A 25,168-nucleotide genomic window follows, 5' to 3' on the forward strand; every position below is an offset into this window, starting at 1 on the left:
GCGTTCCGGTGGGCAGGTCTTGACCGGAGGCGACACCGGATGTCGCGTGTAGCATTCCACCAGAGAAGGCAGCAGGCCCGCTATGAGCTTTCTCGCGCCAGACGATCAATCAGCCGCGCCCGCGCTTCGGGCAGCTGCCGACCATGATGCAGGGCAGAAAGCTCCCGCAACAGGAAATGCCCTGTGATCGCAAAGCCCTGCGCCAGCTCCGTGCCTGACATGGCCCCCTGCCCCAGCAGCCCCTGGGGAAGTGGCAACAGGCGCGGCGTCCAGTCGCCGGCTCCGCCCCGGCTGACTGCCCGCCCCGTACGCGGGCTGACATAGGCCAGATCCTCGCGGCTGCCCGTCACCGCACAACGCGCAAGATCAAGCCCGAACCCCGTCTCCTCCAGCAGCAGCATTTCCCAGCGCAGATAATCCGCCGCCCAGCCTGCACCGTCCAGCCGGGACAACAGATCCTGTGTTCGCCCATAAAGCAAAGGATAGGCGGCACGTTCCGGCAGGGCAAACCGCAGCATGGCGCATATCGCATTCAGCCCCGCCAGTGCCATCCGATCCGCCATCAACCCGGCCCGGCTGCGCAGAGGCTCTGCCTGAAAGACCCCGAGATGATCGTCCAGACGCGCGCGCCAGTTCACTGTGACCTGACTGCCCGGTTGCAGCATGGCCGCCACCTTCCGGGAAGCGCCGCCCCGCAGCACCCCGGCATGGCGCCCGTGTTGCGCCGTGAATACCTCGATAATAGCCGATGTCTCGCCATGCGGGCGCGAGCCGATCAGCGTGCCTTCATCCTGCCACTCCATCCCTGCACTATCCGATGCGTCCAGAATGGCGGCAAGATGCCAAGAGGCGGTTAACGCGGGTCGTCAGTCCAGCCCCGGTTCCTCCAGAAGGCTGCGGCCAGCGCGATCTTCCAGCTCGATCACCCACAGATCGGGGTCGCCCCGCCGCGCGCGCGTAATAGCGGCATCGACCTCCGTCTCTGATCCTGCGGCCAGAATCACCCAGACCCGCCGGTCGGCTGTCAGGTCATAACTCCGTTGCCAAGCCTGCGCCTGCCCGTCCAGCGTGGCGCATTTCACCACAACGGCCCCCGCTGTGGCATCGCCTTTCGCCGTCACATAGACGGGAATATCGGCCAGCCGGAGCCGCGCAAGATAGGCGGAGACCCAAAGATCGGTGGCAAGCCGCGGCTGCATGGCTCAGTCGCCGTCGCGGAAATCCAGACCCATCTCGGAATAGCGGTCAGGCTCGTCAAGCCAGTTCGGCCGCACCTTGACCTGAAGGAACAGATGCACCGGGCGGTCGAGGAATTCCATGAGATCGGCCCGCGCTGCCTGACCGATCGCCTTGATCGTCTCGCCCTTGTTGCCCAGAACGATTCCCTTGTGGCCGTCGCGAGCAACATAGATCACCTGGTCGATCCGGGTAGAGCCGTCCTTGCGATCTTCCCATTTCTCGGTCTCGACGGTCAGCTGGTAGGGCAATTCTTCGTGTAAACGAAGAGTCAACTTCTCGCGCGTAACCTCGGCGGCGATCATGCGCATCGGCAGGTCGGCGATCTGGTCCTCGGGGTAAAACCACGGCCCCTCTGGCAGTTGCCCCGCCAGCCACTCGCGCAGCTTGTCCACACCATATCCGCGTTCAGCGGAAATCATGAAGGTTTCGACAAAGGGAAACGCCGTGTTCAGCTCCTGCGCCAGCGCCAGCAGGCTTTCCGCCTTCACCCTGTCGATCTTGTTGATCGCGAGGGCAATCTTCTGGCCTTCGCCGCGTTCTTTCAGGGCATCCAGAATCGCCTGCACGCCATCGGTCAGCCCGCGATGCGCCTCGATCAGCAGCACCACGATATCGGCATCCGCCGCGCCGCCCCAGGCTGCGGCCACCATCGCGCGGTCAAGGCGACGACGGGGGCGGAACAGGCCGGGCGTATCGACAAACACGATCTGCGCCGCCCCCTCCATGCAAACGCCACGAATGCGCGCGCGCGTCGTCTGCACCTTATGGGTGACGATAGAGACCTTCGCCCCCACCATCCGGTTCAGCAATGTGGATTTTCCGGCATTCGGCTCGCCGATCAGCGCCACGAACCCCGCCCGCGTGTCAGCCATGTCCGTTCTCCATCCGCGCCAGCAGCGCCCTTGCGGCCGCCTGTTCGGCCGCCCGTTTCGTTCCGGCCTTCGCCTGTTCGCTCTCGCCGCTTTCCAGCCGCACCTCGACGGTAAAGATCGGTTGATGATCCGGCCCCTCGCGGCCAAGTGCAAGATAGTTTGGCGGCACCTGACCGCGCGCCTGCGCCCATTCCTGAAGTGCGGTTTTCGGGTCGCGGGCATCGGTTTCCACGGTCTCGATCCGCCCGCCCCACAGCCGCAGCACAAGGTCTCGGGCTGTCTCGAAACCGGCATCGACATGGACAGCAGCGATCACCGCCTCCATCGCATCGCCCAGCAAGGCCTCTTTCCGCCGCCCGCCCGACATCATCTCGGACCGGCCGAGCTTCAGCACATCACCCAGACCGATCTGCCGGGCCACAGCGGCACAGGTTTCCTTGCGGACCAGCGCATTGAAACGAGGCGCCAGCGTACCCTCCGCCGCCCCACGGTCGGCCGCCAGCAGCGCCTCGGCCATGGCCAGCCCCAGAACCCGGTCGCCCAGAAACTCCAGCCGCTGATTGTCAGGCCGGGTGGCAGAGGCGATGGAGCCATGGGTCACCGCCCGCACCAGCAGTTCCGGGTTGCGGAAGTGATAACCCAGACGTTCCTCGAACGCACGGAGATCGGCAGCCAGTTTCACTCGATAGCCTTGAAGAAACGGTCGGAACGCCAGGTCCAGAAATACAGCATCGACCGCCCGGCGGAGGAGAAGATCACCCGGTCGGCACGACCGATCAGATATTCGGCAGGCAGCATGCCCACACCGCCCACAGCCTGGCTGTAGCGGCTGTCAGTGGAATTGTCGCGGTTGTCGCCCATGAAGAAGTAATGCCCCGGCGGCACGGTGAACACATCGGTGTTGTCGCCGAAGCCGTTGGTGTCGATGTTCAGCACATCATGTTTCACGCCATTCGGCAGCGTCTCGATGAAACGCGAGCGTTTGCAGATGCCGCCAGCACCGACCGGGCCGTTCTCGCAGCGCGGAAGATTGCCCATCGGCCCCTGCGGCTCGTAGATTTCTTCAAAGGTGCCCGCCGGTTCCTGCGGCACTTCCTGGCCATTGATCCACAGGATGCCATTCTTCATCTGGATCGTATCACCCGGCAGACCGATCAGCCGCTTGATGAAATCCGATCCGTTCACCGGATGGCGGAACACGACAACATCGCCACGCTCCGGCTCACTGGCCAAGATCCGGCCCGAGAAGGGGCACATCGCGAAGGGGCAGGAATATTGCGAATAGCCATAGGCCATCTTGTTGACGAACAGGAAATCGCCGATCAGCAGCGTATCCTTCATGGATTCCGAAGGAATCCAGAACGGCTGGAAGAACAGCGTGCGGAACACGCCTGCGATCAGCAGGGCGTAAACCACCGTCTTGATGGTCTCGACAATCCCGCCGTCCGATTTCGCCTTGCGTGCCATGCCTGCGCCTCTCGTCTGTTGCCGGCGCACCGGCGCCAGATGGTATCGCCGCTACATGCGCGCGGGTGGGCCGGGAGTCAAGTTTGCGGCGGCGCCCCGGCGGCCATCGGCCGGGCCTCAATCACCACGAAAGCCTGCGCCCAGGGGTGATCATCCGTCAGGCTGACATGCACCACCGCCTCATGCCCAGGCGGTGTCATACCTGCCAGCCGCTCCGCCGCCCAGCCGGTCAGATGCATGACGGGCTGCCCCGTCGCCAGATTGGATACCGCCATGTCGCGCCAGGAGATGCCCATGCGCAGCCCCGTCCCCAGCGCCTTGGAGCAGGCCTCTTTCGCCGCCCAGCGTTTCGCATAGGTTGCGGCCTCAGCCCGGCTGCGCCGCGCCGCCTTGGCCTGTTCGCGCGGCGTGAACACGCGGTCGCGAAACCTGTCGCCATGCCGCTCCAGCACGGCCGCAATGCGGTCGATATTGGCCAGATCGGTGCCAACGCCGAGGATCATCGCCACCCTCGGACCGCGAATCCCTTCAAAGGAATTTGCAAGATTCTCACAAGAATTCTGGTGCCCGGCGTCACGCGCGCGCCTCGTCCATGCGGCGGCGCATTTCCTCGATGGCGGGGCCAAGCCCCATATAGATCGCCTCCCCAATCAGGAAATGGCCGATGTTCAGCTCGGCCAGTTCAGGCATGGCCGCGACAGGGGCCACGTTGTCATAAGTCAGCCCGTGTCCGGCATGGACCTCCAGCCCCAGACTGGCCGCCAGGCGCGCACCCTCGCGCAGTGCCGCAAGCTCGGCTTCCGCCTCGGCCATCCGCCCTTCGGCATGGAGGTCAGAGTAATGGCCGGTATGCAGTTCGACCACGGCAGCGCCGATCCGGGCAGAAGCCTCGATCTGGCGCGGATCATGGCCGATGAACATGCTGACCCGGCATCCTGCGGAGGCCAGTGGGGCAATATATTGCGTCAGCCGCGCCTCGTCGCCTGCCACATCCAGCCCGCCCTCGGTCGTGCGCTCCTCACGTCGTTCCGGCACCAGACAGACGGCATGTGGCTTCAGCCGCAGCACGATCGCCTGCATCTCGTCCGTTGCCGCACATTCGAAGTTGAGCGGAATGCCGATACCGGCGCGCAACGCATCCATATCGGCGTCGCGGATGTGACGACGATCTTCGCGCAGATGTGCCGTGATCCCGTCGGCCCCCGCCGCCTCGGCAAGAAGCGCCGCGCGCAGCGGGTCTGGCCAGGCCGAGCCGCGCGCATTGCGCACCGTCGCCACATGGTCGATGTTCACACCCAGCCGCAATTTGCCCGAAGTCATCATGCCTCTCCTTGCCATCGGCGGCACCTTAGGCTGCGCCGGGCGTGTCGTCATCCCCTGATGAGGGCGTTTTCCCTGCGGCACGCCGCGCAGGAAGAAGGCCCTTCATCGCCTTCCGCCGCTCTGCCCCTTCGCGCAGCCGTGCGGCACGCAGTTTCTGATAGGCGTTGATCAGCGGCAGGGTCAGGTAATAGCCCGCGGCGCTGGCCGCCAGCCCGGGGAGGATCGACCCCACAGTGTAGGGCCAGAAGATGAACCAGAAGAAGTTTTCCAGCTTGTCCCAATGCGCCACTTCGCCGGTGAAGATGGCACTGAAATTGTGCCAGAGCTGCACCCCGGCCTCGGTAAAGGCGGCATAGACCGTCATAAAGGTCATCGGGGCCTCGATGCCCAGCATCCAGTGGCCCAGCTTCAGGCACAGCATAGCGATGAAGGGCGTCGTGAGCGGATTGGAGATGAAGGTCGCCAGCAGTGCAGCAACGATATTGCCCCGGATCACCCAGGCCAGGCCCGCTGCCAGCAGCATCTGAAGTCCGAAGACCGGCGGGAAGTTCACGAAGGTTCCGGCAAAGATGCCGCGGGCGATGCGGTGCGGCTGATCCGGCAGGCGGCGCATCCGGTGCAGCACATACTGGATTGACCTGCGGATGCCCCCGCGCGGATAGACCAGATCGCGGACGATCTGTGCGTAGCTTCTTGGATTGCGCCGTTTGAAGACCACGCCCCCGCCTTTCCCGGCTTGCTCAGGGCTTCCGGCCCAGATCCCTGTAGCGCGAAACCTGCGCCACGTCGCTTTCCGCCTCAAGGGCGGTCATGACCATATGCAGGTGCTCGACATCCCGCAAATCCACATCGACCAGCAGGCGGAAGAAATCCGGCTTGCGGTCCACGAAGTTCAGATCGGAGATATTGGCCTTCTGCTCGCCAATCAAGGTGCAGATCCGCCCCAATACGCCGGCGTCATTGGCAATGGTGACATCCAGCGTCACGGTATTCACCGCCGCATGGCGCCCGCTTTGCCAGCGCAGGTCGATCCAGCGTTCCGGCTGCTCCTCGTATTCGGCAAGCGCCGGGCAGTCGATGGCATGGATCACCACGCCCTGCCCGCGATAGGTGATGCCCACGATCCGTTCGCCCGGAACCGGCTGGCAGCAGGGCGCACGGCGATAGCTCTGGTCGGCCGTCAGGCCCTGAACCGGGCGCTGCACATCCACCTCGTCGGGCTGCGCGGTCTGCAATTCGGGGTAAAGCGTTTCCAGAACCTTGCGCGCCGTCGTCTCGGCCGAACCGATCTGGGCCAGAAGCTCGGTTTCATCGGGCAGGCCCATCATGCGCGCGGCGGTACGCAGCGCCTTGTCCGACACCCGCTTGCCCGCGTGATCGAAGGCCACACGTGCCAGTTCCAGCCCCAGCTTGACGAACCTGCCGCGATCATCCTCGCGCAGGCCGCGCCGGATGGCCGCCTTGGCGCGGCCCGTCGCCACCAGATCGACCCAGGCGGCCTGCGGACGCTGGCCTTCGGCGGTGATGATCTCGACCGACTGGCCGTTCTTCAGCCGCGTCCACAGCGGCACGCGGATGCCATCGACCTTGGCGGAAACCGTGGAATTGCCGATCCGCGTGTGGATCGCATAGGCAAAATCCAGCGGCGTCGCACCGCGCGGCAACTGGATCACATCGCCCTTGGGCGTGAAGCAGAACACCTGATCGGTGTACATTTCCAGCTTCACATTCTCCATGAAGTCGTCGTGATCTTCCTCGCCCAGACGCTCGGTCAGGGCGGCCACCCATTTCGCCGGATCGACCGCGAACGGGTTCTGGACCCGCACCCCCTCGCGGTAGGACCAATGCGCGGCGACGCCCGATTCGTTGACCTCGTGCATCTGGCGGGTGCGGATCTGCACTTCGACCCGCTTGCCGTCACGCCCCGAAACCGTGGTATGGATCGAGCGATAGCCGTTGGATTTCGGCTGGCTGATGTAATCCTTGAATCGCCCCGGCACCGCGCGCCAGCGCTGATGGATCACGCCAAGAATGCGGTAGCAGTCCGCCTCGGAGGCGCAGATGACGCGGAAGCCGTAGATGTCGGACAGACGCGAGAAGGCCAGATCCTTCTCCTGCATCTTGCGCCAGACGCTGTAAGGCTTTTTCGCGCGGCCATAGACATCGGCCTCGATCTGCGCCTTTTCCAGTTCGTTGCGGATATCGGCGGTGATCTTGTGCACCACATCCCCGGCCTCGCGTTGCAACGCGATGAAGCGGCGGATGATCGAATTGCGCGCCTCGGGGTTGAGAACCCGGAAGGCGAGGTCTTCCAGCTCCTCGCGCATCCACTGCATCCCCATCCGGCCGGCGAGGGGCGCGAAAATTTCCATCGTCTCGCGCGCCTTCTGCACCTGCTTGTCAGGGCGCATGCTCTTGATGGTGCGCATGTTGTGCAGCCGGTCGGCCAGCTTCACCAGAATGACCCGCAGGTCGCGCGACATGGCGACGAACAGCTTGCGGAAATTCTCGGCCTGCTTCGACTCGGTCGAGGTCAGTTGCAGATTGGTCAGCTTGGTGACGCCATCCACCAGTTCGGCGACTTCCTCGCCGAATTTGGCGGCGATATCGCCATAGCTGGCCTTGGTATCCTCGATCGTGTCGTGAAGCAGTGCCGTGACCAGCGTCGAATCATCCAGACGCTGTTCGGTCAGAATGGCGGCCACGGCCACCGGATGCGTGAAATAGGGCTCGCCCGACTTGCGGAACTGCCCTTCATGCATGGCCTTGCCATAGGCATAAGCCGTGCGGATCAGATCGGCATTGGTGCGCGGATTGTAGTTGCGGACGAGGGCAATCAGATCCTCGACGTCGATCATGCTGCCCTGCCCGCCTGTATCTGCCCGCCGATCAGCGGTCGCCTTGCGCTTCCATCAGGGCGCGCAGCAGCTTTTCTTCCGACATGTCGTCCTGCGCCGGGCGGTCGACCATCTCGCCATTGCCCATGAGCATGGCCATCTGGTCGTCTTCCGGCTCGTCCACCTCGATCTGGGTCTGGTGGCTTTCGATCATCCGCTCGCGCAGATTTTCGGCCGACTGGGTTTCCTCGGCGATTTCGCGCAGCGCCACGACAGGATTCTTGTCGTTGTCACGCTCGACGGTCAGAACCCCGCCCGAAGCAATCTCGCGGGCGCGATGCGCGGCCAGCATCACCAGCTCGAACCGGTTGGGAACCTTGTCAACGCAATCTTCGACCGTCACGCGGGCCATGGGTGTCTCCGTCAAGGATGGGGCATGGAACGGTCTCTTTAAGCCCAAGTTTGCCCCTTGACAAGAGAGGATCGTCCGAGGCGCCCAAGGTCAAATCACCGTGATATCCGCCAGATCCCCGGCGGGCAGCCGCGCCAGCATCTGCCGCACGTTCTGCCCCAGTAACGGATGCAGCCAGTCGGGCGCCACATCGGCCAGCGGCACCAGCACGAAACCCCGGTCCTGCATGCGCGGATGCGGCAGGATCAGGCGGTCCGGGGCCTGCCGGGCCTGATCTTCCGGCGGCAGGTCGCGCCAGGCCACCTGCGTCGCGGCATCCGGCAGCACCTGGGTGCCCATGGCCAGCAGATCCAGATCCAGCGTCCGGCCGCCCCAGCGCGTCACCCGCTCGCGGCCGAACCGCGCCTCGACCGCATGCAGGGTCGCCAGCACCTCCACCGCAGTCCTGTCCCCGCAGTCCAGCACCGCCGCAGCATTCACATAATCCGGTCCGGCCCCTGCCGGAAAGCACGGCGTCCTGTAGAACCGGCTGACCGCTGTCGGTGGCAGACCGCATCCCGCAAGCTCTGCAAGTGCTGCGCGCAAAACATCAACCACAGGGAGATTTTCGGCAGGAAGATTTCCGCCCAATGCAATCAGAGCTTGATTTGCCTTTATCATATTCAATGATAGTCTCTTAAGTATAGGTTGTGCAAATCGCGGACAGCTTGGTATCGATTATCGTTTCCCGCGGCAGCCTGCCGGACAGCCTTACCTGTTTACACGTTGTTTGCGCGAGACATTTGAGGGGAAAATGATATGTTTTACAAGGACGAACGGCTTGCGCTGTTCATAGACGGATCAAACCTTTATGCGGCGGCCAAGGCGCTCGGGTTTGATATCGACTACAAGCTTCTGCGGCAGGAGTTCATGCGCCGGGGCAAGCTTTTGCGGGCCTTCTACTACACCGCGCTGCTGGAAAACGACGACTATTCGCCGATCCGGCCGCTGGTGGACTGGCTGCACTACAACGGCTTCACCATGGTCACCAAGCCGGCCAAGGAATATACCGACAGCCAGGGGCGCCGCAAGGTCAAGGGCAACATGGATATCGAGCTGACCGTGAACGCCATGGAACTGGCGCCGCGGGTTGATCATATCGTGCTGTTCTCGGGCGATGGCGATTTCCGGCCGCTGGTGGAAAGCCTGCAACGTCAGGGCGTTCGCGTCTCGGTCGTCTCGACCATCCGCAGCCAGCCGCCGATGATCGCCGATGAACTGCGCCGTCAGGCCGACAATTTCATCGAGCTGGATGAACTGCGCGAAGTGATCGGCCGCCCCCCGCGCGAGCCGCGCGCGGTTGAACGCGAGGATCTGCCGCAAGCCAGCGGCCAGTGACACGGCTCCGGCCCCCTCCCCAGAAGGGTGGCCGGTCTCCTGCCCGGATCTGACACCCGTGTTCCTCGCCCTCGCCGGCCTTATGCTGGCCGCCTTTCTGGCGGCCACGCCCCTGCCGATGCAATCCGAAGCCGTTTTCGTGGGTCTGCAACTGGCAGGCTCTGCCCCGGTTGTGCCGATGATCCTGCTGGCCGGTCTGGCCAATACCGCAGGCTCCGCCGTGACCTGGGCCATGGGGCGCGGAGCGCGCAGGCTGGAACACCGTCTGCGCCTGCCTGCCGAAAAGCTCGCCCGAGCTGAAGGCTGGTATCGGCGCTGGGGCAAGCTGAGCCTCCTGCTCAGCTGGGCGCCGCTCGGCGATGTGATCTGCCTGCTGGCCGGGGCCTTCCGCGTGCCGCTGTGGCAGTTCCTGCTGATCGTCGGTTTTGCCAAGACAGCGCGCTATGCGGTTCTTGCCGGTCTGACCGCCGGTGTCATCTCCTGGGGCTGGACGTGATGGAGGGCTGGACCTGAGCCGTCCGAGGGCTTAGCTGGAAGCCAGACGCGAACGAGGCCCCCGATGACCGACCCGAAGCCGCCGCTGACCCTTTACCTTGCCGCCCCGCGCGGCTTTTGCGCGGGTGTGGACCGCGCCATCAAGATCGTCGAGATCGCGCTTCAGAAATGGGGCGCCCCGGTCTATGTGCGGCACGAGATCGTGCACAACAAATTCGTGGTCGACGGGCTGAAGGCGCTCGGCGCCGTTTTCGTCGAGGAACTGGACGAGGTGCCCGACGACCGTCCCGTCATCTTTTCTGCCCATGGCGTGCCCAAATCGGTCCCGGCCGCTGCGCAGGCACGCGAGATGATCTGGGTCGATGCCACCTGCCCCCTGGTCAGTAAGGTGCATATCGAGGCTGAACGGCATCATGAAAACGGTCTCCAGATGATCATGATCGGTCATGCGGGCCACCCGGAAACCATCGGCACCATGGGGCAACTGCCCGCGGGCGAAGTTCTGTTGGTGGAAACTGTTGCCGATGTGGCCGAGGTTCACCCGCGCGATCCCGAAAAGCTCGCCTTCATCACCCAGACCACGCTGTCGGTGGATGATACCACCGACATCATCGCGGCACTGCGAGCGCGGTTTCCGGCCATCATTGGGCCGCATAAGGAAGACATCTGCTATGCCACCACCAACCGGCAGGCCAGCGTCAAGGCCATTGCCGGGCAGATCGACGCGCTTCTGGTGATCGGGGCTCCCAATTCCTCGAACTCGCGGCGTCTGGTGGAGGTGGGCCGCGCCAATGGCTGCGCCTATGCCCAACTGGTGCAGCGTGCCACCGACATCGACTGGCGCGCGCTGGAGGGCATCCGCGCCGTTGGCATCACCGCAGGCGCCAGCGCCCCCGAGGTGCTGGTGAACGAGGTCATTGATGCCTTCCGGGCACGGTTCGACACCACGGTCGAACTGGTGGAAACCGCGAAGGAGCATGTGGAGTTCAAGGTGCCCCGCATCCTGCGCATGGCCGAGTGAACCCGCATCCAAGGGCTTGCCACCACCGCGCGAGTGCCTAGTCTGTCGCAAACAGCGGAGGTTTCCATGTCGCCCGAATTTCTCGTGACCGCTTTCATCGTCTGCATCAGCCCCGGTATCGGCGTGGTCTACACGCTGTCCGTCACCCTTGGCGGCGGGTTCCGTGCCGGGGTCTGGGCCGCCACCGGCTGCACGCTGGCCACCATCCTGCACATGGTTGTCGCGCTGGCCGGTCTGGCGGCGATCCTGCTGACCAGCGCGGTGCTGTTCCAGACCGTGAAATATGCGGGCGTCGCCTATCTGCTGTGGATGGCCTGGGCGGTCCTGCGCGGACGGGGCGGGATGGATATTGCCCCCGCCGCCCCGGCCAGCACGGCCCGCATCGTCACGCGCGGGGTGATGCTGAACATCCTCAACCCCAAGCTGCCGCTGTTCTTCGTGGCCTTCCTGCCGCAGTTCCTGCCGACCAGCGGCGCAACGCCGGGACAGATGATCGAACTTGGCCTAGGCTTTGCCGCCATGACCTTCGTGACCTTCCTGCTTTACGCCATCATTGCCGCCTCGGGCCGTCGGGCCATTCTGGGCAGTGCACGGGTGATGACGTGGATGCGCCGCGCATTTGCCGTGTCCTTCGCGGGCCTCGGCCTGAAACTGGCCATGGAGCGGGCGGCATGATCCCGCAGCCGGTCGCCGTTCTGGGGCTTCTGGGCCTGACGCCGTTTCTGGCCGGGGCGTCACTGGCGCGCTGGCCGGTGGCGCATCCGCTGCTCGCGATGCTGGCAGATGGCAACCGGATGCTGGTGCATTACGGTGTCGTCATGCTGTGCTTCCTGTCCGGCGCCCTGTGGGGCTTTGCCACACGGGCCGAAGGGCGCGAGGCCTGGGTCGCCTATATCCTTTCGGCCCTGCCCGCGCTCTGGGCCTTTCTGGCGCTGGCGCCGGGGCACCCCTATCCGATCCTTGCCCTGATGGCCGGATATGCCGTGCTGCTGGTGTTCGATTTCTGGTTCTGGAACGAAGGGCTGGCCCCGGCCTGGTGGATGCGGCTGCGGCTCTGGCTCACCGTCGGGGTTCTGGCATCCCTGAGCGCGGCGCTGTAAGGCGGGCGTCCAAGGAAAGGAAACCCGATGCCCCAGCTTTTCGCCTATACCGACGGAGCCTGCTCCGGCAACCCCGGCCCCGGCGGCTGGGGGGTGCTGTTGCTCGCGCGCGAGGGCGAAACCGTCGTCAAGGAGCGCACGCTGAATGGCGGCGAGGCCGATACCACCAACAACCGGATGGAGCTTCTGGCCGCCATTTCCGCGCTGGAGGCGTTGAGCCGTCCCTCCGAAATCATCGTCGTCACCGACAGCGCCTATGTGAAGAACGGTGTCACCGGCTGGATCTTCGGATGGAAGAAGAACGGCTGGAAAACCGCTGATCGCAAGCCGGTGAAAAATGTCGATCTGTGGCAGCGGCTGGACGAGGCGCAGGCACGGCACAAGGTCGAATGGCGCTGGATCAAGGGCCATGCCGGGCACGCCGAGAATGAACGCGCCGACGAACTGGCGCGTGAGGGCATGGCCCCCTTCAAGAAACAGGGCGCGGCATGACACTGATCGGGGCGCTGGATCACGCCTCGGTTCTGGTCTTTGCACTGACCGGGGCGCTGGTTGCCAGCCGGGCGCAGCTTGATCTGGTGGGTTTCGTCTTCATCGCCTGCCTGACGGCCCTTGGCGGCGGCACGTTGCGCGATGTGCTCATCAACCGCGAGGCCGTGTTCTGGATCGCCGATCCCGGCATTCTGGCGGTGCCCACACTTGCCGCCGTTCTGGTGTTCTTCACCGCGCATCTTCTGGAAAGCCGCTACAAGGCGCTCCTCTGGCTTGATGCCTTCGCGCTGGCCGTGGCGGTGCCTGCGGGCGTGGCCGTGGCGCTGGATGCCGGGCTGGGCTGGCCGGTCGTCATCCTGATGGGGGTCGCCACCGGCTGCATGGGCGGCCTCATGCGCGATGTGGTGTGCAACGAGGTGCCGCTGGTGCTGAAACAGGGCGAGCTATACGTCACCGCCGCCTTCGCGGGTGCGCTGGCTGCCGTGGCTCTGGCAGGCACGGGTCGTGAAACCGCACTGATCGGCTGCGCCGCGGCCACTTTCGTTCTGCGGGCCGGATCGGTGGCGCTGGGATGGCGCCTGCCGGTCTATCGTCCCCGTCCGCCGCGCGACGGTTTGCGCTGAGGCTTTTCCTTTACAATCCTGTGGCTATGATCGGCACATGGCCCGCAGGAAGATCATACCCGATACTGATGTCTACGCCGAAATCCGGCGCATGATTGCCCGTGATGGCGAACGCGCGGTCTCGTTCCAGACCGTTGCCCGCGCCACCGGGCTTGCCGCGCCGACGCTGGTACAGCGCTTCGGATCGCGCGAGGCGATGGTGCACAGCGCCCTGGCCGCCGGGTGGGAGGCGCTGGAGGCCGCAACCGAAGCCGCCGAAGCCGACGCGCCGCTGAACGCCAAGGGGGCGCAGGCCTTCCTCAAGGCTCTGGGGGCCGATACGCCGGAAGCGGCCGACCTGTCTCATCTGGCTGCCGATTTCCGCGATCCGGTGCTGCGGGACCGCGCCGACCGCTGGCGTCAGCGGGTCGAAACCGCCATTGCCCTGCGTCTGGGTGGCGGCGCCAAAGCACAAGAGGCCGCCGCGCTGCTGTTTGCGGCATGGCAGGGCCAAAGGCTCTGGCAACCCGCAGGTGGCAAGGGGTTCCGCCTGAAGGACGCGGTCAAACGGCTCAGCGGCTGAAGCGCTGCCACAGCCAGATCAGCGCCATCGCGCCCGCCACGGCCAGCACGAACATCAGGCCCGAGCTTGCCAGCCGCGTCAGCAGCCGCACGATGACCCAGGCCAACCCGGCGCCGACCGTGCCGATGAACACGGTGGTCGGTACATCAGCCTGCACGCGCATGAAGCGGGTGGCAAGAAACCCTGCCGCCGCGCCGACGATCAGGATAAGCAGAAAGTTCATGGCCATGCCTCGCAGCGGATCATCCGGCCTCAGCTTGGCGCAAGGGCCAGCCCATGTCCATGCCACAGCCCATGGCCCCCGCGATACATGCGAAATCCGCCGCCGTCAGTTCACGCAGGCCATAGCGGAAAGCCATGCCCCAGGACGCAAGCCCCCGCGTCAGGTCAAGCCGGTCCAGCAACAGGCGGATCGGCGCAGGCCGGGCCTCGCGCCACAGCATCCGGCGCCGGAACGGATGAAAACCACCGCCCATATCCACCTGCCAGCTGTCACCGTCCGCCACCCGCCCCAGCGCAGTGAAGGCCTGCAATGGCGCCCCGCCGGTAAAACGATCCCGCGGGCTGTAGATCACCACCCCGTCGCCCGGACGCATCCGGCGCAACGGGGCCACCTTGCCATGGCAGGTCTGGACAATACCCAGTGCGCGCCCGGTGGCCGCATGATCGGCAGAGGCGGTGATGACCCAGTATCGTGGCTCTTGATGTGACATGGTTTTCCCCTTTCGGGGACACCCTGCCAGACCCATGCTGACAGAAGCTGTCAGGATCAGTCGACTCTTTCCGGCAAAGTGAAGCCGCGCAGGAAATCCTCGGGCGCCATGGCGCGCTTGCCCTCGCGCTGTGCCAGCGTGATTTCCACCGCGCCGCTGCCGCAAGCGATGCGCAGGCCGCCCAACACCTGCCCCGGTGCGCCCTGCCCTTCGGCCAGACGGCTGCCCAGCAGTTTCACCCGGTCGCCCGCCACCTCGCACCAGGCACCGGGAAAGGGCGAAAGTCCGCGGATCAGCCGATCAACCTCGGCTGCCGGAGCGGACCAGTTCACCCGCGCCTCGGCCTTGTCGATCTTGGCGGCATAGGTCACGCCGTCCTCGGGCTGCGGATCGGGGCGCAGTTCCGCCAGACGGTCCAGCGCCTGAAGGATCAGCTGTGCCCCCATCGTGCTCAGCCGGTCGTGCAGCGCGCCGGTGGTTTCCTCGGGGCCGATCACCGTCGCCTCGCGCAGCAGAACCGGGCCGGTATCCAGCCCCGCCTCCATCTGCATGATGCAGATGCCGGTTTCCGCATCCCCCGCCATGATGGCGCGATGGATCGGCGCCGCCCCACGCCAGCGCGGCAGAAGCGAGGCATGGATGTTCAGGCAGCCGTGGCGCGGCGCGTCCAGCACCGCTGGCGGCAGGATCAGCCCATAGGCCACCACCACAGCGACATCGGCACCCAGCGCCGCGAACTCCGCCTGTTCCGCCGCGCCTTTCAGACTGACCGGATGGCGCACCGGAATGCCCAAAGCCTCGGCCCTGGCCTGCACCGGCGAGGGACGGTCTTTCTTGCCCCGGCCCGCCGGGCGCGGCGGCTGGCTGTAGACACAAACCACCTCATGCGCCGCTGCCAGCGCCTCCAGCACGGGGACCGAGAAATCGGGCGTCCCCATGAACACGACCTTCATCCGCGCCTCCGCAGCTTTTCTGCTTTTTGCAGCAGCATCTTGCGTTTCAGCGGTTTCAGATGGTCGAAATACATCCGGCCGTTCAGATGGTCGATCTGATGCTGCACCGAGGTCGCCCAGAGGTTCACGAAATCGCGCTCCTCCATCTCGCCTTGCGCATTCACGAACCGCACCGTCACCGCGCGCGGGCGGCTGATGACGGCAGACACACCGGGCAGGTTGGGGCTGGCTTCCTCGTGCTCACGGAACTGCACGCTGGCATGCAGCACCTCGGGATTGGCCATCAGCACGACCTTGCCACGCTCTTCGCTGCAATCCACCACGGCGAGCCGTTGCATCACGCCGATCTGCGGCGCGCCAAGGCCATAGCCCGGCATTGCCTCCATCGTGTCCACCATGTCGCGCCAGATCGCGCGCACGTCGTCGGTGATCGCCTCCACCGGGGCGGCGACCGTTTGCAGGCGCTTGTCGGGCCAGGGGATACAGCGGCGGGCGGTCATGTCTCATACTCCGCCAGCGCTCGGGCGCGGGCTTCAGGGGAAATGCGGTCGAAAATCACGATCCCGTCCAGATGATCGAATTCATGCTGGGCGCAGATCGCGTCGAAATCATGCAACTCCTGTTCGTGCAGCTTACCGTCCAGCCCGGTCCAGCGCAGCCGGATCGCCTGCGCGCGGCGCACCTGCATGGTGACGCCAGGGATGGACAGGCAGCCCTCCGGCCCCTCGGCACGGGTGTCTGACATCCACAGAATATCGGGGTCGATGCAGACGCGCGGGCTGCGGGTGCCTTCCTTCCAGGTGGTGTCCATTACGAAGATGCGCCGCAGCACCCCGACCTGCGGTGCTGCCAGCCCTCGCCCAGGCGCAGCGTACATCGTCTCCAGCATGTCGGCGGCCAGACGCGCCGTCGCATCGTCCACCGGACCCACCGGCATGCAGCGGGTCGCCAACCGCACATCGGGCCAGCGCAGGATCGGCAGAACGGTCATTCAGCCCTGCCGCGCGCGTTCGCGCTTCAGCTTTTCCATCTTGCGCGTGATCATCTGCCGCTTCAGCGGGCCCAGAAAATCAATGAACAGCTTGCCGTTCAGATGGTCGATTTCGTGCTGCACACAGGTCGCCCAGAGATCGGAAAACTCTTCCTCCTGCGCGCTGCCATCCAGCGCGGTCCATGCGACACGCACACGGGCCGGGCGCGCGACCTCGGCATATTGCTCGGGGATCGACAGGCAGCCCTCTTCGTAGGTCGACAGATCCTCGGAGGCCCATGTAACCTCGGGATTGATCATCACCAGCGGGCGCGGCTCATCCGGCGCCTTGGCGCAATCCAGCACAATCACCCGGCGCATCACACCGATCTGCGGCGCAGCCAGCCCGATGCCCGGCGCATCATACATGGTTTCCAGCATGTCCTCGGCCAGCGCCGCAAGATCGGGCGTGATTTCGGTGACAGGCTCGCAGGTCTTTTTCAGACGCGGATCGGGATGAATAAGGATGGGGCGCTTCATGGCTCTGATTTACGCGCAGTCCGCCCGCCGCGCAACCATGGCAAAGGGAGGTCGTGATGCGAAGCGGGTGCCCGCCCGCCCTTCATGCAGAACAATGCCCATCATTCGCATGATGATTGAGAATATTTCCCGACATGCAACATCAGTCCGCAACATATGATCACTTCAAAGCGATGGATTGCCCGTTCCTCCCACCCGGCCTAGTCTGCCCCGCAAGACCGCCCGAACGGAAGGAAACCGCATGAGCACCGCCCCGAACTTTGACGAGATCATCAACCGCCACGGCACCCATTCCGTGAAATGGGACATGATGGAAAAGCTCTATGGCGTGCCGGCCTCGGAAGGGATCGCCATGTGGGTCGCGGATATGGAGTTCCGCCCGCCGCATTGCGTGCAGAAGGCCGTCGAGGACATGGCCGCCCATGGCCTTTACGGCTATTATGGCGATGACCGCGCTTATCTGGAGTCGATCCGCTGGTGGATGGCACATCGCCATGGCTGGGAGGTTCCGGCCGAGGCGATCTTTACCACCCATGGCCTTGTGAACGGCACCGCCCTTTGCGTCGATGCCTTCACCGCGCCCGGTGATGGCGTGGTGCTGATGAGCCCGGTCTATCACGCCTTCGCCCGCGTCATCCGCGCCGCCGGGCGCGAGGTGGTGGAATGCCCGCTGAAGACCGAGGCCGGGCGCTATGTCTTTGACACCGCCGACTGGGAGGCGCGGATCACGCCGCGCACAAAGATGTTCGTGCTCTGCTCGCCCCACAATCCCGGCGGCCGGGTCTGGAGCGTGGCGGAATTGCAGGCCATCGCCGCTTTCTGCGAAAAGCATGACCTGATCCTCGTCTCCGACGAGATCCATCACGATCTGGTCTATCCGGGCCACAAACATACCGTGATGCCGCTGGCCGCACCGGGCATCGTGGACCGGCTGGTCGTCATGTCGTCCACCACCAAGACCTTCAACATCGCGGGGTCGCATTCCGGCAATGTGATCATCCTCAACCCGGAACTTCGGACACGCTTCGCCGCGCGGATGAATGCGCTCGGGATTTCGGCCAATTCCTTCGGTCTGTTCATGGCGACCGCCGCCTACAGCGCCGAGGGCGCGGCCTGGGTCGATGCGCTGATGGCCTATCTGGACGGGAACCGCCGCCTGTTCGACGAGGGCGTGAACGCGATTCCGGGTCTTGCCTCGATGAAACTGGAAGCCACCTACCTGGCCTGGGTCGATTTCGCGGGCACCGGCATGGCCCCGGCCGAATTCATTGCCCGTGTCGAAAAGGGCGCGAAGATCGCCACCAACCACGGCGCGAGCTTCGGTCTGGGCGGCGACAACTTCCTGCGCTTCAACCTGGCCGCCCCCCGCGCTCAGGTGGCCGAGGCGGTGGCGCGTCTGCAAGCGGCCTTCGCCGATCTGCAATAAGGCTCAGGCGCGGCGGCCCAGCGGGATGATCTCGGGGGCCGTCGCATGCCAGGGGGTGCCAGCCCAGTCGCCCCACCATTCGTCGACCTCAAGCCCCGCCGCCGCGATCTGCGCGGCGATTTCCGCCTGCGGGGCGAAGGCGATGCGGCATTCGGCCCGCTGCGCCGGTTGCCCCTCGGGCTGGTAGAAGGTCCAGTAAGTAACGATGCCGGTCGCCGCATCGTGGGAAACATCGTTCCACACCCGCACATCGCCTGCCTGCGGATGAATAAACCGGCTTTCTGATCGTTCGGGCACCCAGTCGCGCCATTCCTCGCACACCGGGTTGCGGCTGTCGAAGAGGAAGCGCCCGCCGGGGCGCAGGTGGCGGGCAATGCCACCCAGCACGGCGGCGCGGTCTTCCACCGTCAGAAAGACCTGAAAGGCATGGCCGGTCAGGATCACCAGATCGAAGCTTTCTCCCAGATCAAGCTTCCGCGCATCGCCCTGAACCCAATGCACCCTGTCGCCGCCGGGCCTGCTGCGCGCCACCTCCAGCATGGCCTCCGCCGGATCGACCCCGACGACACGCGGCACGCTTTCCGCAATCGCTGCCGCAACCATGCCGGTGCCACAGCCCAGATCCAGCACCGAGGCGCAGCCCCGCGCCAGCCGCAGACAGGCCGCACTGTCGGCGGCCCAGCCGTTTTCATGGTCATAGAACCGCGTGAAAGCGGGATCGTGATACAGCGCTTCCGGCCCGATCAGCGCCACGGCAGATAGCCGGAGGGCGCGTTCTCGTCGCGCGGATAATCCAGCGGCGGCGTTTCGCTGACACGGTTGCTGCGTTTGAAGGTGCAGACAAGACGCCCGTTCTCGACCTGCGCCGCGACGATCAGCCCCTGAAGGATATGACGCGCGCCATCATAGACATCGACCATCCCACGCAGGCGGGGCACTTTGGCCGCATCCAGCACCATTGCCTCTTCACTGAGGCTCAGCACCGGAAAGACCGCCTCGCCCAGTTGAACCCGCAACCGGCTGCGCCGCGCCCTGCGCGACTGTGCAAGGGCAAATCCCTCGCGAAGTTCCTGTGGCAGAAATTCCAGCATGGCGTTCCTCCCGTCGCCGTCCCTTGATCATTACGCTGCCAGAAGTGATTGACAACAAGGCAACAACCGACATTTGCGAAACAATTCCGCCATCGTGGGCCGCAAGACACGACGCGCACTCGGAATGGTTGCGCTTGGGCGCCAAATCGGCCATCCCTGCGGGTCGGAGGTGCGGGAATGGCAGAAGCTCAGGCAGATCACGGGGGCGGAATCGACGCGGCGGCGCGGCGGTTCGGCGGCGCGCGCGCCGATTGGCTGGACCTGTCGACCGGCATCAACCCCAACCCCTTCCCGCTGCCCGCCCTGCCCTCTGACGCCTGGACCGCGCTGCCTGACCAGACGGCGCTGGACCGGCTGATTGCGGCGGCACGGCAGGTCTGGTCGGTGCCGGACGGAGCTGCGGTTCTGGCCGTCTCCGGTGCCTCGGCCCCCATTGCGCTGGTGCCGCATCTGCGGTCTGCGGGCCGCGTGCATATCCCCGGCCCGACCTACAACGAACATGCCCGCGCCTTCCGTGCGGCCGGGTGGGAGGTGGTCGATACCGGCGCCACTGCGCAGGTCCTGGTGCATCCGAACAATCCCGATGGCCGCTTTCACGCGGCGCCCGGCGCGCTGCCACTGACGGTGATCGACGAAAGCTTCTGCGACATCGCGCCCGACCGCAGCCTGATCCATCTGGCCACCCGCCCCGGCACACTGGTGCTGAAAAGCTTTGGCAAGTTCTGGGGGCTGGCCGGGCTGCGGCTCGGTTTTGTCATCGGCGATCCCGAACTGATCGGGGCGCTTTCGCAGCGGCTCGGGCCATGGCCCGTCTCCGGCCCCGCGCTGGAAATCGGCGCCGCCGCGCTGGAAGATACCGAATGGGCCGAGACCACCCGCCTGCGGCTTCTGCGTGACGCGGCGCGGCTCGACGCCCTGGTGCGCGCGCCGCTGGTGGGTGGCACGCCGCTGTTCCGGCTTTACGAGGTCGATGACGCCGCCCGCTGGCAGGAGGCTCTGGCAGAGCGGCAGATCTGGAGCCGGATTTTTCCCTACTCCCGCCGCTGGCTGCGGCTGGGCCTGCCCCCGGCGACAGGGTGGGACCGTCTCGCCGCCGCATTGCAAGGGCTTCACGCATGAGCGCGGCGCTGCTGGTCCCCGCCATGCTGCTGGACGCCGCGCTGGGCGAGCCGAAAGCGCTGTGGAACCGCTTTCCGCATCCCGCCGTTCTGATGGGCCGCGCGGTCGGGAAGCTGGACCATGCCCTGAACAAGGGCCGGATGCGGCGCGCGCGTGGCATCCTTGCCATGGCCCTGCTGGCCGGGGGCGGCTGGCTGCTGGGCCTGCTGATCTCCGCGCTGCCGGACGCCGGCCTGATCGAAGTGCTGGTGGTCGCGGTTCTTCTGGCCCAGCGCAGTCTGGTCGATCACGTCCGCGCCGTCGGGGATGGCCTGCGACAGTCGCTTCCCGAGGGGCGGCGCATGGTGGCGCGGATCGTCGGGCGTGACACCGCCACGATGGATGCCCCTGCCGTTGCGCGTGCCGCCATCGAAAGCGCGGCTGAAAACCTGTCGGATGGCGTCATTGCGCCGCTGTTCTGGTTTCTGGTCGCGGGCCTTCCGGGCCTGCTGCTTTACAAGATCACCAATACCGCCGACAGCATGATTGGCCATCGCACCCCACGGCACGAAGCCTTCGGCTGGGCTGCTGCGCGCTTCGACGATCTGCTGAACCTGATCCCCGCACGGCTGACCGCCTTCCTGCTGGCGCTGGCGCATTGGCGGCCCGATGCGACGCGGATCATCCTGCGTGACGCCCCGCTGCACCGTTCCCCCAATGCAGGCTGGCCTGAGGCGGCGATGGCCGTGGTTTTGGGCATCGCCCTCTCGGGTCCGCGCAGCTATCACGGCGAGATGCGCGATTTCCCCTGGGTCCATTCGGAAGGCCGTCGCGACCCCGGCCCGGCGGAAATCGAGGCGGCCTGTGACGCTCTCTGGCGGGCGTGGGCAGCCATGCTGGCCGTTGCGGTGCTGCTGGCGCTGTTCTGACAGGGGCGCGATGCGGCCTTCAGGCTTGCAGCCAGGGCCAATGCCAGAGCAGCCCGGCGCGCAGCACCCTTTTCCCCGGAATCGGCATGTTTGCGCAGTTATGCACAGAAGATTTGCCCTGAAAGTTCTTTACAGGCTTCCCCTTTGGCGACACCATATCTAGTAAGGGGCCACAAAGTGTTCCGCAGTTACCTGCCTGAACCACATGAGGTTGTGGGGCGAAGCTAACACAAGCAGTGAATGAGGTCAGGGATGTCGCTCGCAGAAGATTTCTTGGTGCATGATGACCTGCACCCGATCGACATGGCCGAAACGCTTGCAGCAGACCATGCCTGGGAATTCGACCGCCTGACCGACAACCAGATCGCCATGTCGGTTGAAGGGTTGTGGCGTACCTATTCGCTGACGCTTGCCTGGTCGCCGCAGGACGAGGAGTTGCGGCTCATCTGCACCTTCGAGATGGAGCCGCCCGCCCCGCGCCTGCCCGCACTTTACGATGTGCTGAACCGCTGCAACGATCAGGTCTGGGCCGGTGCCTTCACCTTCTGGGCCGAACAGCAACTGATGGTCTGGCGTTATGGCCTGTCGCTGGCAGGCGGCCAATATGCGGGCAGCGAACAGATCGGCCGCATGATCGAGGCGGCCATCACCGCCTGCGAACGCTATTACCCGGCCTTCCAGCTGGTTGTCTGGGGCGAGCGTGACCCGGCCGAGGCCATGGGCGTCGCCATGGCCGAAGCTTACGGCCGCGCCTGAACCACCCCAAACCGGCCATTGCCCCCGCCCGTCCGGCTGCCTAAGCTGCGCCCGAACATGGGCAAGACGCGGGGGATGCGATGCTGGATAGGGTGAAGGACCGGGGGCTTGTACTGCTGGGTTGCGGCAAGATGGGTTCTGCCATGCTGGAAGGCTGGCTGGCGCAGGGCGTGCCCCCCGCTTCGGTCCATGTGATCGAACCCTATCCTTCGGACTGGCTGAAATCCACTGGCGTTCACCTGAACGAACCGCTGCCTGCCGCCCCCGCCATCGTGTTGCTGGCCGTGAAACCGCAGATGATGGGCGCGGCGCTGCCGCAAGTCGTGGCCCTGGGCGGCGGTGACACGCTGTTCCTCTCCATCGCCGCCGGCACCACCATCGCCAGTTTTGAGGAAACCTTCGGCGCCGCGACACCGATCATCCGCGCCATGCCGAACACCCCTGCCGCCGTGGGACGCGGCATCAGCGCGATCACCGGCAACCCCCGCGCAACCGAGGCCGACCTGCAACTGGCCGAGGCGCTGCTGTCGGCGGTGGGTCAGGTTGTGCGGCTGGAAGGTGAGCATCAGATGGATGCCGTTACCGCCGTCTCCGGCTCCGGCCCCGCCTATGTCTTTCACCTGATCGAGGCGCTGGCAGCAGCGGGTGAGGCCGAGGGCCTGCCCGCCCCCCTCGCCATGCAGCTTGCCCGCGCCACGGTCTGCGGTGCGGGTGAACTGGCTCAGCAATCGCCGGAAACCGCCAGCCAGCTGCGGATCAACGTCACCTCCCCCGGCGGCACCACGGCCGCCGCGCTGGCGGTGCTGATGGATGCCGAAACCGGCTTCCCGCCCCTGTTGCGGCGCGCAGTGAAGGCAGCGGCGGATCGCGGGCGGGAACTGGGCAAATGACGATCACCTATGACGATTTCACCAGGGTCGACATCCGCGTCGGCGTGATCACCCGCGCGGAACCCTTTCCCGAGGCGCGCAAGCCCGCCATCAAGCTCTGGGTCGATTTCGGGGCGGAGATCGGCGAGAAGCGCTCCTCCGCGCAGATCACCGTGCATTACAAGCCCGAAGAGCTGATCGGCCGTCAGGTGCTGGCGGTGGTGAACTTCCCGCCGCGCCAGATCGGCCCGGTGAAATCCGAGGTGCTGGTGCTGGGCGTCCCCGATGCGGCGGGCGAGGTCGTGCTGATCGGGCCGGGGCATGACGTGCCACTGGGCGGGCGGCTGTTCTGATGCGGCTGCTGATCACCCGCCCGTTGCCCGACAAGGTCATGCAGGCCGCCCGCACCCGGTTCGACGTGACCGCGCGGGAAAGCACCCTGCCGCTGACGCCCGAAGAACTGCGCGCCTCGCTGCGTGACTTCGATCTGGTGCTGCCGACACTGGGCGATCTTTACGCGGCGCCCGTCTTTGCCGATGTACCGAAGCCCCGCGCGCGGCTCCTGGCCAATTTCGGCGTGGGCTACAACCACATCGACGTGGCCGCTGCCCGCACCGCTGGCCTTGCCGTGACAAATACCCCCGGCGCCGTGACCGATGCCACCGCCGACATTGCGCTGACCCTGATCCTGATGACAGCCCGCCGCGCCGCCGAAGGTGAACGGCTGGTGCGTTCGGGCCAGTGGCAGGGCTGGCATCCGGTGCAGATGCTGGGCCTGCATGTGACCGGAAAGCGCGTCGGGATCATCGGGATGGGCCGCATTGGCCGCGCCATCGCCCGGCGCTGCCATTTCGGCTTCGGGATGGAGGTGGTGTTCCACAACCGCTCGGTCACCGATCCCGGCCTGCCCGCCCGTCAGGTGCCGCTGGCCGAGGCGATGGCAGCCGATGTCGTGGTGATCGCCGTGCCAGGCGGCCCCGCCACCCGGCATCTGATCGGTGCCGAGGCGCTGGCCGCGATGCTGCCCCATGCCATCCTCGTCAATATCGCGCGCGGCGATGTGGTGGACGAGGCCGCGCTGATCGCAGCGCTGGAGCAGGGCCGGATCGCCGGTGCCGGGCTGGACGTCTACGAACGCGAGCCACTGGTGCCCGAGGCGCTGCGCGTGCTCGACACTGTGACGCTGCTGCCGCATCTGGGTACCGCCGCGCTGGAAGTGCGCGAGGCGATGGGGATGATGGCGCTCGACAACATCATCGCCTTCGCGGAAGGCCGCGCCCTGCCCAACGCCGTCGCATGATCCTGTCGCGCGGGCGCCGCTTCATCTTTATCCATATACCAAAGACCGGCGGCACCGCGCTTGCCCTCGCACTGGAAGCGCGGGCGATGAAAGATGACATCCTGATCGGCGACACGCCCAAGGCCCGCGCCCGAAAAGGCCGCTGGCAGGGGGTGCAAAGTCACGGGCGGCTCTGGAAACACTCGACGCTGGCCGACATCGCAGGTCTTGCGAGCGACGATGAAATCGCCGCGTTCTTCACCTTCACACTGATCCGAAACCCGTGGGACCGTGCCGTCAGCTATTACCACTGGCTGCGCGGCCAAAGCTTCGCCCATCCGGCGGTGAGCCTTGCCCAAAGCCTTGATTTCACCGCTTTCACCGCGCATCCACAAACCCGGGCGGCCTTCCGCGCCAGCCCCGCCCGCAGCTACCTGACCGACCGCTTCGGTCAGGAACGCGCCTCGGCCTATGTGCGGCTCGAACATCTGGCAGAAGACCTTGCCCCGGTCGAAGCACATCTGGGCTTCCGCCTTGGCCCCCTCCCCCAAACCAATGAAAGCAGCCGCGCCAAAGACTGGCGCGGCTATTTCAACAATGAGACCGCCGCCATGGTCGCCACCGACAGCGCCGAGGATATCGCCCGCTTCGGCTATTGCTTCGATCCCTGAGCCGCTTTCATCTTGGCAAAAATATCCCGCGGGGGTCCGGGGGCGCGAAGCCC

General features: G+C 65.5%; 35 protein-coding genes. 16 read left to right on the top strand and 19 right to left on the bottom strand.

Features of this window, described 5'->3' with window-relative positions:
- Nucleotides 1-80: 80 nt before the first annotated feature.
- From recO to folK, 11 genes are all read right to left on the bottom strand, one after another.
- Entirely contained in the window at nucleotides 81-803 is a 723-nt protein-coding gene (gene recO / locus AO684_RS00450) for a DNA repair protein RecO (protein WP_054300769.1), read from the bottom strand.
- A gap of 63 nt (nucleotides 804-866) precedes the next feature.
- Nucleotides 867-1,199, bottom strand: a complete 333-nt coding sequence (locus AO684_RS00455; protein WP_054300770.1) for a DUF1491 family protein — start codon at nucleotides 1,197-1,199, stop codon at nucleotides 867-869.
- 3 nt (nucleotides 1,200-1,202) lie between these two features.
- On the bottom strand, nucleotides 1,203-2,111 hold the full coding sequence (gene era, locus AO684_RS00460; protein WP_054300771.1) for a GTPase Era: 909 nt from the start codon (nucleotides 2,109-2,111) through the stop codon (nucleotides 1,203-1,205).
- On the bottom strand, nucleotides 2,104-2,793 hold the full coding sequence (rnc, locus tag AO684_RS00465) for a ribonuclease III (protein WP_054300772.1): 690 nt from the start codon (nucleotides 2,791-2,793) through the stop codon (nucleotides 2,104-2,106). The genes era and rnc overlap by 8 nt, the downstream gene beginning before the upstream one ends.
- Nucleotides 2,790-3,578 (bottom strand): signal peptidase I, encoded by a 789-nt coding sequence (lepB, locus tag AO684_RS00470; protein ID WP_054300773.1) that lies wholly within the window; start codon nucleotides 3,576-3,578, stop codon nucleotides 2,790-2,792. The genes rnc and lepB overlap by 4 nt, the downstream gene beginning before the upstream one ends.
- A gap of 77 nt (nucleotides 3,579-3,655) precedes the next feature.
- Nucleotides 3,656-4,081: a holo-ACP synthase gene (gene acpS, locus AO684_RS00475; RefSeq protein WP_054300774.1), complete on the bottom strand. Its 426-nt coding sequence runs from the start codon at nucleotides 4,079-4,081 to the stop codon at nucleotides 3,656-3,658.
- A 70-nt stretch (nucleotides 4,082-4,151) separates the two neighbouring features.
- Entirely contained in the window at nucleotides 4,152-4,901 is a 750-nt protein-coding gene (locus AO684_RS00480; RefSeq protein WP_108128126.1) for a pyridoxine 5'-phosphate synthase, read from the bottom strand.
- A gap of 25 nt (nucleotides 4,902-4,926) precedes the next feature.
- Entirely contained in the window at nucleotides 4,927-5,619 is a 693-nt protein-coding gene (locus tag AO684_RS00485; RefSeq protein WP_054300775.1) for a DUF2062 domain-containing protein, read from the bottom strand.
- A 22-nt stretch (nucleotides 5,620-5,641) separates the two neighbouring features.
- Complete coding sequence (locus tag AO684_RS00490) at nucleotides 5,642-7,759, bottom strand: bifunctional (p)ppGpp synthetase/guanosine-3',5'-bis(diphosphate) 3'-pyrophosphohydrolase (RefSeq protein ID WP_054300776.1); 2,118 nt, start codon at nucleotides 7,757-7,759, stop codon at nucleotides 5,642-5,644.
- 31 nt (nucleotides 7,760-7,790) lie between these two features.
- Entirely contained in the window at nucleotides 7,791-8,150 is a 360-nt protein-coding gene (rpoZ, locus tag AO684_RS00495; RefSeq protein ID WP_054300777.1) for a DNA-directed RNA polymerase subunit omega, read from the bottom strand.
- A 90-nt stretch (nucleotides 8,151-8,240) separates the two neighbouring features.
- On the bottom strand, nucleotides 8,241-8,810 hold the full coding sequence (gene folK / locus AO684_RS00500; RefSeq protein WP_054300778.1) for a 2-amino-4-hydroxy-6-hydroxymethyldihydropteridine diphosphokinase: 570 nt from the start codon (nucleotides 8,808-8,810) through the stop codon (nucleotides 8,241-8,243).
- A 138-nt stretch (nucleotides 8,811-8,948) separates the two neighbouring features.
- On the opposite strand from folK, the gene AO684_RS00505 reads away from it, so the two are divergent.
- The 8 genes from AO684_RS00505 (at nucleotide 8,949) to AO684_RS00540 (ending at nucleotide 13,820) form a co-directional block, all read left to right on the top strand.
- The gene (locus AO684_RS00505) at nucleotides 8,949-9,527 is read left to right on the top strand and encodes an NYN domain-containing protein (protein WP_054300779.1); all 579 of its coding nucleotides are present in this window, start codon (nucleotides 8,949-8,951) and stop codon (nucleotides 9,525-9,527) included.
- Nucleotides 9,528-9,585: 58 nt separating this feature from the next.
- On the top strand, nucleotides 9,586-10,023 hold the full coding sequence (locus AO684_RS00510) for a YqaA family protein (protein ID WP_235451183.1): 438 nt from the start codon (nucleotides 9,586-9,588) through the stop codon (nucleotides 10,021-10,023).
- Between the two features lie 63 nt (nucleotides 10,024-10,086).
- Entirely contained in the window at nucleotides 10,087-11,043 is a 957-nt protein-coding gene (gene ispH, locus AO684_RS00515) for a 4-hydroxy-3-methylbut-2-enyl diphosphate reductase (protein WP_054300781.1), read from the top strand.
- Nucleotides 11,044-11,109: 66 nt separating this feature from the next.
- Nucleotides 11,110-11,718 carry a LysE family translocator gene (locus AO684_RS00520; protein ID WP_054300782.1) on the top strand — a complete coding sequence of 203 codons (609 nt, stop codon included), beginning with the start codon at nucleotides 11,110-11,112 and terminating at the stop codon, nucleotides 11,716-11,718.
- Nucleotides 11,715-12,143 (top strand): DUF3429 domain-containing protein, encoded by a 429-nt coding sequence (locus AO684_RS00525; RefSeq protein WP_054300783.1) that lies wholly within the window; start codon nucleotides 11,715-11,717, stop codon nucleotides 12,141-12,143. Before AO684_RS00520 ends, AO684_RS00525 begins: the two co-directional genes overlap by 4 nt.
- 27 nt (nucleotides 12,144-12,170) lie before the next feature.
- On the top strand, nucleotides 12,171-12,635 hold the full coding sequence (rnhA, locus tag AO684_RS00530; protein ID WP_054300784.1) for a ribonuclease HI: 465 nt from the start codon (nucleotides 12,171-12,173) through the stop codon (nucleotides 12,633-12,635).
- On the top strand, nucleotides 12,632-13,258 hold the full coding sequence (locus AO684_RS00535; RefSeq protein ID WP_054300785.1) for a trimeric intracellular cation channel family protein: 627 nt from the start codon (nucleotides 12,632-12,634) through the stop codon (nucleotides 13,256-13,258). Before rnhA ends, AO684_RS00535 begins: the two co-directional genes overlap by 4 nt.
- A gap of 37 nt (nucleotides 13,259-13,295) precedes the next feature.
- Nucleotides 13,296-13,820, top strand: a complete 525-nt coding sequence (locus tag AO684_RS00540; RefSeq protein WP_054300786.1) for a TetR family transcriptional regulator — start codon at nucleotides 13,296-13,298, stop codon at nucleotides 13,818-13,820.
- Here the strand turns inward: AO684_RS00540 and AO684_RS00545 are convergent.
- From AO684_RS00545 to def (AO684_RS00570), 6 genes are read right to left on the bottom strand one after another with little or no spacing between them, the layout of a single operon-like run.
- The gene (locus tag AO684_RS00545) at nucleotides 13,810-14,043 is read right to left on the bottom strand and encodes a hypothetical protein (RefSeq protein ID WP_054300883.1); all 234 of its coding nucleotides are present in this window, start codon (nucleotides 14,041-14,043) and stop codon (nucleotides 13,810-13,812) included. The two genes, AO684_RS00540 and AO684_RS00545, sit on opposite strands and share 11 nt — an antisense overlap.
- A 19-nt stretch (nucleotides 14,044-14,062) precedes the next feature.
- The gene (locus tag AO684_RS00550) at nucleotides 14,063-14,533 is read right to left on the bottom strand and encodes an EVE domain-containing protein (RefSeq protein ID WP_054300787.1); all 471 of its coding nucleotides are present in this window, start codon (nucleotides 14,531-14,533) and stop codon (nucleotides 14,063-14,065) included.
- Between the two features lie 56 nt (nucleotides 14,534-14,589).
- Nucleotides 14,590-15,486, bottom strand: coding sequence for a methionyl-tRNA formyltransferase (gene fmt / locus AO684_RS00555; protein ID WP_054300788.1), 897 nt, complete (start codon nucleotides 15,484-15,486; stop codon nucleotides 14,590-14,592).
- Nucleotides 15,483-15,986, bottom strand: a complete 504-nt coding sequence (gene def, locus AO684_RS00560; protein WP_054300789.1) for a peptide deformylase — start codon at nucleotides 15,984-15,986, stop codon at nucleotides 15,483-15,485. The genes fmt and def (AO684_RS00560) overlap by 4 nt, the downstream gene beginning before the upstream one ends.
- Complete coding sequence (gene def / locus AO684_RS00565) at nucleotides 15,983-16,477, bottom strand: peptide deformylase (protein WP_054300790.1); 495 nt, start codon at nucleotides 16,475-16,477, stop codon at nucleotides 15,983-15,985. The genes def (AO684_RS00560) and def (AO684_RS00565) overlap by 4 nt, the downstream gene beginning before the upstream one ends.
- The gene (gene def, locus AO684_RS00570) at nucleotides 16,478-16,996 is read right to left on the bottom strand and encodes a peptide deformylase (RefSeq protein ID WP_054300791.1); all 519 of its coding nucleotides are present in this window, start codon (nucleotides 16,994-16,996) and stop codon (nucleotides 16,478-16,480) included.
- Nucleotides 16,997-17,237: 241 nt separating this feature from the next.
- Here def (AO684_RS00570) and AO684_RS00575 point away from each other — a divergent pair, with 241 nt between their 5' ends.
- A complete protein-coding gene (locus AO684_RS00575; RefSeq protein WP_054300792.1) occupies nucleotides 17,238-18,422 on the top strand; it encodes a MalY/PatB family protein in 1,185 nt (394 codons plus the stop codon).
- A gap of 3 nt (nucleotides 18,423-18,425) precedes the next feature.
- On the opposite strand, the gene AO684_RS00580 is transcribed toward AO684_RS00575, so the two are convergent.
- Nucleotides 18,426-19,175 carry a class I SAM-dependent methyltransferase gene (locus AO684_RS00580; RefSeq protein ID WP_200907776.1) on the bottom strand — a complete coding sequence of 250 codons (750 nt, stop codon included), beginning with the start codon at nucleotides 19,173-19,175 and terminating at the stop codon, nucleotides 18,426-18,428.
- Nucleotides 19,166-19,513: a hypothetical protein gene (locus AO684_RS00585; protein WP_054300793.1), complete on the bottom strand. Its 348-nt coding sequence runs from the start codon at nucleotides 19,511-19,513 to the stop codon at nucleotides 19,166-19,168. Before AO684_RS00585 ends, AO684_RS00580 begins: the two co-directional genes overlap by 10 nt.
- Nucleotides 19,514-19,690: 177 nt before the next feature.
- On the opposite strand from AO684_RS00585, the gene AO684_RS00590 reads away from it, so the two are divergent.
- The 7 genes from AO684_RS00590 (at nucleotide 19,691) to AO684_RS00620 (ending at nucleotide 25,115) form a co-directional block, all read left to right on the top strand.
- Complete coding sequence (locus tag AO684_RS00590; protein WP_054300794.1) at nucleotides 19,691-20,632, top strand: threonine-phosphate decarboxylase; 942 nt, start codon at nucleotides 19,691-19,693, stop codon at nucleotides 20,630-20,632.
- Nucleotides 20,629-21,540, top strand: coding sequence for an adenosylcobinamide-phosphate synthase CbiB (cbiB, locus tag AO684_RS00595; protein ID WP_054300795.1), 912 nt, complete (start codon nucleotides 20,629-20,631; stop codon nucleotides 21,538-21,540). Before AO684_RS00590 ends, cbiB begins: the two co-directional genes overlap by 4 nt.
- 252 nt (nucleotides 21,541-21,792) lie before the next feature.
- On the top strand, nucleotides 21,793-22,296 hold the full coding sequence (locus tag AO684_RS00600; RefSeq protein ID WP_054300796.1) for a YbjN domain-containing protein: 504 nt from the start codon (nucleotides 21,793-21,795) through the stop codon (nucleotides 22,294-22,296).
- A gap of 80 nt (nucleotides 22,297-22,376) precedes the next feature.
- Nucleotides 22,377-23,186 carry a pyrroline-5-carboxylate reductase gene (gene proC / locus AO684_RS00605; RefSeq protein WP_054300797.1) on the top strand — a complete coding sequence of 270 codons (810 nt, stop codon included), beginning with the start codon at nucleotides 22,377-22,379 and terminating at the stop codon, nucleotides 23,184-23,186.
- Complete coding sequence (locus AO684_RS00610) at nucleotides 23,183-23,518, top strand: tRNA-binding protein (RefSeq protein ID WP_054300798.1); 336 nt, start codon at nucleotides 23,183-23,185, stop codon at nucleotides 23,516-23,518. Before proC ends, AO684_RS00610 begins: the two co-directional genes overlap by 4 nt.
- A complete protein-coding gene (locus tag AO684_RS00615) occupies nucleotides 23,518-24,465 on the top strand; it encodes a D-glycerate dehydrogenase (RefSeq protein ID WP_054300799.1) in 948 nt (315 codons plus the stop codon). The genes AO684_RS00610 and AO684_RS00615 overlap by 1 nt, the downstream gene beginning before the upstream one ends.
- Nucleotides 24,462-25,115, top strand: coding sequence for a sulfotransferase family 2 domain-containing protein (locus AO684_RS00620; protein ID WP_054300800.1), 654 nt, complete (start codon nucleotides 24,462-24,464; stop codon nucleotides 25,113-25,115). The genes AO684_RS00615 and AO684_RS00620 overlap by 4 nt, the downstream gene beginning before the upstream one ends.
- The last annotated feature ends 53 nt before the right edge of the window (nucleotides 25,116-25,168 follow it).

The sequence above is a fragment of the Gemmobacter sp. LW-1 genome (assembly GCF_001303875.1).
GTDB classification, from domain to species: domain Bacteria; phylum Pseudomonadota; class Alphaproteobacteria; order Rhodobacterales; family Rhodobacteraceae; genus Gemmobacter; species Gemmobacter caeni.

Excerpts from the sequence above, each read along its gene's own strand:
- recO (WP_054300769.1), bottom strand. The coding sequence starts at position 803 with ATGGAGTGGCAGGATGAAGGCACGCTGATCGGCTCGCGCCCGCATGGC.
- AO684_RS00455 (WP_054300770.1), bottom strand. The coding sequence starts at position 1,199 with ATGCAGCCGCGGCTTGCCACCGATCTTTGGGTCTCCGCCTATCTTGCG.
- era (WP_054300771.1), bottom strand. The coding sequence starts at position 2,111 with ATGGCTGACACGCGGGCGGGGTTCGTGGCGCTGATCGGCGAGCCGAAT.
- lepB (WP_054300773.1), bottom strand. The coding sequence starts at position 3,578 with ATGGCACGCAAGGCGAAATCGGACGGCGGGATTGTCGAGACCATCAAG.
- acpS (WP_054300774.1), bottom strand. The coding sequence starts at position 4,081 with ATGATCCTCGGCGTTGGCACCGATCTGGCCAATATCGACCGCATTGCG.
- AO684_RS00480 (WP_108128126.1), bottom strand. The coding sequence starts at position 4,901 with ATGATGACTTCGGGCAAATTGCGGCTGGGTGTGAACATCGACCATGTG.
- AO684_RS00490 (WP_054300776.1), bottom strand. The coding sequence starts at position 7,759 with ATGATCGACGTCGAGGATCTGATTGCCCTCGTCCGCAACTACAATCCG.
- rpoZ (WP_054300777.1), bottom strand. The coding sequence starts at position 8,150 with ATGGCCCGCGTGACGGTCGAAGATTGCGTTGACAAGGTTCCCAACCGG.
- folK (WP_054300778.1), bottom strand. The coding sequence starts at position 8,810 with ATGATAAAGGCAAATCAAGCTCTGATTGCATTGGGCGGAAATCTTCCT.
- AO684_RS00505 (WP_054300779.1), top strand. The coding sequence starts at position 8,949 with ATGTTTTACAAGGACGAACGGCTTGCGCTGTTCATAGACGGATCAAAC.
- ispH (WP_054300781.1), top strand. The coding sequence starts at position 10,087 with ATGACCGACCCGAAGCCGCCGCTGACCCTTTACCTTGCCGCCCCGCGC.
- AO684_RS00520 (WP_054300782.1), top strand. The coding sequence starts at position 11,110 with ATGTCGCCCGAATTTCTCGTGACCGCTTTCATCGTCTGCATCAGCCCC.
- AO684_RS00525 (WP_054300783.1), top strand. The coding sequence starts at position 11,715 with ATGATCCCGCAGCCGGTCGCCGTTCTGGGGCTTCTGGGCCTGACGCCG.
- rnhA (WP_054300784.1), top strand. The coding sequence starts at position 12,171 with ATGCCCCAGCTTTTCGCCTATACCGACGGAGCCTGCTCCGGCAACCCC.
- AO684_RS00535 (WP_054300785.1), top strand. The coding sequence starts at position 12,632 with ATGACACTGATCGGGGCGCTGGATCACGCCTCGGTTCTGGTCTTTGCA.
- AO684_RS00540 (WP_054300786.1), top strand. The coding sequence starts at position 13,296 with ATGGCCCGCAGGAAGATCATACCCGATACTGATGTCTACGCCGAAATC.
- AO684_RS00545 (WP_054300883.1), bottom strand. The coding sequence starts at position 14,043 with ATGAACTTTCTGCTTATCCTGATCGTCGGCGCGGCGGCAGGGTTTCTT.
- AO684_RS00550 (WP_054300787.1), bottom strand. The coding sequence starts at position 14,533 with ATGTCACATCAAGAGCCACGATACTGGGTCATCACCGCCTCTGCCGAT.
- fmt (WP_054300788.1), bottom strand. The coding sequence starts at position 15,486 with ATGAAGGTCGTGTTCATGGGGACGCCCGATTTCTCGGTCCCCGTGCTG.
- def (WP_054300789.1), bottom strand. The coding sequence starts at position 15,986 with ATGACCGCCCGCCGCTGTATCCCCTGGCCCGACAAGCGCCTGCAAACG.
- def (WP_054300790.1), bottom strand. The coding sequence starts at position 16,477 with ATGACCGTTCTGCCGATCCTGCGCTGGCCCGATGTGCGGTTGGCGACC.
- def (WP_054300791.1), bottom strand. The coding sequence starts at position 16,996 with ATGAAGCGCCCCATCCTTATTCATCCCGATCCGCGTCTGAAAAAGACC.
- AO684_RS00575 (WP_054300792.1), top strand. The coding sequence starts at position 17,238 with ATGAGCACCGCCCCGAACTTTGACGAGATCATCAACCGCCACGGCACC.
- AO684_RS00585 (WP_054300793.1), bottom strand. The coding sequence starts at position 19,513 with ATGCTGGAATTTCTGCCACAGGAACTTCGCGAGGGATTTGCCCTTGCA.
- AO684_RS00590 (WP_054300794.1), top strand. The coding sequence starts at position 19,691 with ATGGCAGAAGCTCAGGCAGATCACGGGGGCGGAATCGACGCGGCGGCG.
- cbiB (WP_054300795.1), top strand. The coding sequence starts at position 20,629 with ATGAGCGCGGCGCTGCTGGTCCCCGCCATGCTGCTGGACGCCGCGCTG.
- AO684_RS00600 (WP_054300796.1), top strand. The coding sequence starts at position 21,793 with ATGTCGCTCGCAGAAGATTTCTTGGTGCATGATGACCTGCACCCGATC.
- proC (WP_054300797.1), top strand. The coding sequence starts at position 22,377 with ATGCTGGATAGGGTGAAGGACCGGGGGCTTGTACTGCTGGGTTGCGGC.
- AO684_RS00610 (WP_054300798.1), top strand. The coding sequence starts at position 23,183 with ATGACGATCACCTATGACGATTTCACCAGGGTCGACATCCGCGTCGGC.
- AO684_RS00615 (WP_054300799.1), top strand. The coding sequence starts at position 23,518 with ATGCGGCTGCTGATCACCCGCCCGTTGCCCGACAAGGTCATGCAGGCC.
- AO684_RS00620 (WP_054300800.1), top strand. The coding sequence starts at position 24,462 with ATGATCCTGTCGCGCGGGCGCCGCTTCATCTTTATCCATATACCAAAG.